Annotated in this window: 6 protein-coding genes; 2 read left to right on the top strand and 4 right to left on the bottom strand. The window is 68.6% G+C overall.

The genetic code is table 11. The features are described from left to right. From holB to mltG, 3 genes are all read right to left on the bottom strand, one after another. A partial coding sequence (gene holB, locus G3N99_RS35245; protein WP_206124671.1) for a DNA polymerase III subunit delta' occupies positions 1-645 on the bottom strand: 645 nt, incomplete at its 3' end. A 19-nt stretch (positions 646-664) separates the two neighbouring features. Beyond that, on the bottom strand, positions 665-1,285 hold the full coding sequence (tmk, locus tag G3N99_RS35250) for a dTMP kinase (RefSeq protein WP_206124672.1): 621 nt from the start codon (positions 1,283-1,285) through the stop codon (positions 665-667). Beyond that, complete coding sequence (mltG, locus tag G3N99_RS35255) at positions 1,285-2,304, bottom strand: endolytic transglycosylase MltG (protein WP_174941171.1); 1,020 nt, start codon at positions 2,302-2,304, stop codon at positions 1,285-1,287. The genes tmk and mltG overlap by 1 nt, the downstream gene beginning before the upstream one ends. 77 nt (positions 2,305-2,381) lie before the next feature. On the opposite strand from mltG, the gene G3N99_RS35260 reads away from it, so the two are divergent. Together G3N99_RS35260 and G3N99_RS35265 are read left to right on the top strand one after the other, a co-directional pair. After that, complete coding sequence (locus tag G3N99_RS35260) at positions 2,382-3,416, top strand: folate-binding protein YgfZ (RefSeq protein ID WP_206124673.1); 1,035 nt, start codon at positions 2,382-2,384, stop codon at positions 3,414-3,416. A gap of 76 nt (positions 3,417-3,492) precedes the next feature. After that, positions 3,493-4,338 carry an NRDE family protein gene (locus G3N99_RS35265; RefSeq protein ID WP_174987287.1) on the top strand — a complete coding sequence of 282 codons (846 nt, stop codon included), beginning with the start codon at positions 3,493-3,495 and terminating at the stop codon, positions 4,336-4,338. A gap of 20 nt (positions 4,339-4,358) precedes the next feature. Here G3N99_RS35265 and G3N99_RS35270 read toward each other — a convergent pair. Continuing rightward, positions 4,359-4,507: GNAT family N-acetyltransferase (locus tag G3N99_RS35270; protein WP_206124674.1), on the bottom strand; the 149-nt coding region annotated here is incomplete at its 5' end.

Genomic DNA, 4,507 nt, shown 5'->3' on the forward strand with positions numbered 1-4,507 from the left:
GACCTCGGCGAGCAGCGCAGGCGCATGATCGACGCCCTGCGCGGCAAGCCAGGCCGCGGCCGCGTCGGGCGCCGGCACGGTCATCGGCCACTGCCGGCAGCGGCTGATGATGGTCGGCAGCAGGCGGTCGATGCGCGCCGACACGAGCAGGAACACGACGCCGGACGGCGGTTCCTCCAGCGTTTTCAGCAGCGCGTTCGACGCGGCGACGTTGAGCGCCTCGGCCGGATACAGCACGACGACGCGCGCGCCGCCGCGATGCGAACCGACCCCGCAGAAGTCGAGCAGCGCGCGCACCTGCTCGATCTTGATTTCCTTGCTCGGCGCCCGCGTCTTCTTGCCGCCTTCGTCCGCGTCGGCCGCCTTCGCGTCGTCCGCGGCGCCCGGCGCCTCGCCCGCCAGCGCCTCGGGCAGCACGATCCGGTAGTCCGGATGGTTGCCCTGCGAGAACCAGGTGCAGGCCGCGCAGGTGCCGCACGGCTCGCCGTTCGGCTGCGGCGATTCACACAGGAAGCCCTGCGCGAGATGCTGCGCGAACTGCAACTTGCCGATCCCGGCCTGACCGTGCAGCAACAGCGCGTGCGGCCATTGCGCACGCAGTTGCTGCAGGCGGTTCCAGTCGTCGGTCTGCCACGGATAGATCATGTGGTGCGTTCCTTGCGAATTACAGCGCGGCGAGCACGCGTTCGAGCTGCTGGCGGATCTCGGGAATCGTCTGCGTCGCATCGACGATCGCGAAGCGGTGCGGCGCCTCTTCCGCGCGTCGCAGGTATTCGCTGCGCGTGCGCGAGAAGAACGCGTCGGACTCGCTCTCGAACTTGTCGGGCATGCGCGCGGCGCCGCGACGCTCGCTCGCGACTTGCGGTGCGACGTCGAACAGCACCGTCAGGTCGGGCTGGAAACCGCCCTGCACCCAGCGCTCGAGCGTCTCGAGCTTGTCGCGCGGCAGCCCGCGGCCACCGCCCTGGTACGCGAACGTCGCGTCGGTGAAGCGATCGGACACGACCCAGTCGCCGCGCGCGAGCGCCGGCTCGATCACGAGCGCGAGATGCTCGCGGCGCGCGGCGAACATCAGCAGCGCTTCCGTCTCGAGATCCATCGGCTGGTTCAGCAGGATCTCGCGCAGTTTCTCGCCGAGCTGCGTGCCGCCCGGCTCGCGGGTGACGACGACCTGCCGGCCGGCCGCGCCCAGCTTGCCCTGGAGGCGTTCGCAGAACCATTGCAGGTGGGTGGTCTTCCCCGCCCCGTCGATGCCTTCGAACGTGATGAATTTACCGCTCGCCATTATTGACCTCGTATGTATTTATCCACGGCCTTGTTGTGGTCGCCGAGCGTGTCCGAGAACACGCTCGTGCCATCGCCTTTCGCGACGAAATAAAGCGCGCTCGTCTGTGCCGGATTGATCGCCGCCTGCAGCGCGGCCACGCCCGGCAACGCGATCGGCGTCGGCGGCAGCCCGCGTCGGGTGTAGGTATTGTAAGGAGTGTCGGCCTGCAGGTCGCGCTTGCGCAGGCGGCCGTCGTACGCATCGCCGAGCCCGTAGATCACCGACGGATCGGTCTGCAGCGGCATGCCGATGCGCAGCCGGTTCGCGAACACGGCCGCGACGAACGCGCGGTCGGCCGCGTGGCCCGTTTCCTTCTCGACGATCGACGCGATCGTCAGCGCTTCGTAAGGTGTCTTGTACGGCAGGCCCGGCACGCGCGCGGCCCAGGCCTCGTCAAGACGCGTCTGCATCAGATGGTACGCGCGCCGGTAGATGTTCAGGTCGCTCGTACCCTTGTCGAACAGATAGGTATCGGGGAAGAACAGCCCCTCGCCGCTGCCGCGCTGCACCGCGTTGTCCGATGCGCCGATCGCGCGCAGCAGCTCGGCGTCGCTCATGCCGGCCGTCGAGTGCGCAAGATCGGGGTTCGAGTCGAGTTCCGCGCGCATCCGCTTGAAGGTCCAGCCTTCGATGACCGTCGCGACGTACTCGTTCACGTCGCCGCGCGCGATCTTCTGCAGTACCTCGTAAGGCGTGATACCGGTCTTGAATTCGTAGTTGCCGGACTTGAGCCGGCTCGACAGCCCGAGCACGCGCGTCATCGCGACGAAGCCGAGCGGCTCCACCGGCACGCCGCCGCGCTTCAGCTGCAGCGCAACGCTCTTCACGCTGCTGCGCGGCTTGATCGTGACGTCGAGCGATGCGGAACCCAGCAGCAGTGGCCGGGTTGCCCAGTAATATCCGCCGCCCGCGCCGGCAGCGGCCACAACGACGGCCAGCGCCACGATCGTCGCGGCGCATTTCTTCAGTAGGGACATGGAAACGTGACTCAGGTAAGACCCATATAATACTTGCTCGCCTCCGTCAAAGTCAGGGTTGACTGTTCCCTCATTCCATGAGCACACCGTTCGCTTCACCGGCAGTCCAGGCCGCACCCGCCTCGCTCCCCGTTTTCCCCCGCCCGTCCGCCGCCGATTTCGATGCGCCGGGCGCCTGCATGCCGTTGCCGCAGTTCGGCGTGATCGACGTGGCCGGCGATGATGCCGCGACGTTCCTGCACAGCCAGCTCACCAACGACATCGAACATCTCGACGCCGCGAGTGCGCGGCTGTCCGGCTATTGCTCGCCGAAGGGGCGCCTCCTCGGCTCGTTCCTCACGTGGCGCGCCGGCCACGGCGTGCGCCTGCTGGTGTCGAAGGACGTGCAGCCGGCCGTGCAGAAGCGACTGTCGATGTTCGTGCTGCGTGCCAAAGCGAAGCTGACGGATGCGAGCGACACGCTCGCGGTGGTCGGTTTCGCGGGCGACGTGCGCGACGCGCTGTCGGGCATCTTCGATGCACTGCCGGACGGCGTGCACGTGAAGGTCGACGGCCCCGCCGGCACGCTGATCCGCGTGCCCGATGCAGCCGGCCGCAAGCGCTATCTGTGGATCGGCCCGCGCGCGGAAGTCGATGCGCGCATCGCCGCGCTCGGCAGTTCGCTGCCGGTCGTGTCGCCGGCCGTATGGGACTGGCTCGACATCCGTGCGGGCGAACCGCGCATCACGCAGCCTGCCGTCGAACAGTTCGTGCCGCAGATGGTCAACTTCGACGTGATCGGCGCCGTTAACTTTCGCAAGGGGTGCTACCCGGGCCAGGAAATCGTTGCGCGCAGCCAGTACCGCGGCACGATCAAGCGCCGCACCGCGCTTGCGCACGTCGCCGGCGAGACCGATACCGTGCATGCCGGCGTCGAGCTGTTCCACAGCGACGATCCCGGCCAGCCGTGCGGGATGATCGTCAACGCGGCGGCCGCGCCCGCGGGCGGTGTCGACGCGCTCGTCGAGATCAAGCTCGCCGCGCTCGACAACGGCACGGTGCACCTCGGTTCGGCCGACGGCCCGGTGCTCGCGTTCGATACGCTGCCGTACGCGTGGCCGACGGAAGCGTGATGCACTGACAACCCGTTCGCGCGCCGGCTCGCGAGTCGCAGCCGGCGCCCGATGTTTCCTGCGAGAGATTCGCCCGATGTGTCTGATTGCCTTCGACTGGCAGCCCGATGCCGCCGCCGGTCCCGTCTTTACCCTCACCGCCAACCGCGATGAGTTCTTTCGTCGGACCAGCGCGCCGCTCTCGTGGTGGGAAGATGTACCGGGCGTGCTGGCCGGCCGCGATCTCGAAGCGGGCGGCACGTGGCTCGGCGTATCGCGCGACGGCCGTTTCGCCGCGCTGACGAACTACCGCGCACCGTTCGACATCCGCGCCGGTGCGCCGACCCGCGGCAAGCTCGTGTCCGATTTCCTCGGCGGGCCGTCCGTCGCGCCGCTCGACTACCTGAGGCAGTTGGCCGAGCATGCGGCCGTCTACAACGGTTTCAACCTGCTCGTAGGCGACTGGCGGCGGCGTGAACTCGCGTGGTTCTGCAATCGCGCGCCCGAGGGCGAAAGCGTTGTCGCCGCCCCCGTCGCAATCGCGCCCGGCGTGCATGCGCTGTCGAATGCGCGGCTCGATACACCCTGGCCGAAAGTGGTGCGCAAGCGCGCGGAACTCGGCACGCTGCTCACCGACAATCCGACCCCGTCGCTCGACGAGCTGATCGCGCTGATGCGCGACCCGCATGTCGCGGACGACGACGCATTGCCGCACACGGGTATTCCGATCGAGCGCGAGCGTGCGCTGTCGGCCGCATTCATCGAGACGCCTGAATACGGCACGCGCGGCACGACCGCGCTGCGCGTCACGATGAAGGAAGGCGTGCGGCTGACGGTCGAGATCAAGGAACGCTGCGACGACGACGGTTCGCACCGCACCGTCCGCCCGGGCACGTTCGAGCGTGCGTTCACGTTCGACCTCGACGCGACGCCGCCGCGCTGAGCACGCGAGCGGGCGCCGCGCTACGGCGCGCGCGCCATCTCGACGTGCGGCACACCGGCTTCGACGAACGGCTCACCGACCGCCGCGAAGCCGTGCCGCAGGTAGAACGACACGGCCGAATCCTGTGCGTAGAGCCGCACGACGATTTCTCCGCGTCGCCGCGCCGCCG

The sequence above is a fragment of the Burkholderia sp. Ac-20392 genome (genome assembly GCF_017104585.1).
In the GTDB taxonomy this organism is placed as follows: Bacteria; Pseudomonadota; Gammaproteobacteria; order Burkholderiales; family Burkholderiaceae; genus Burkholderia; species Burkholderia lata.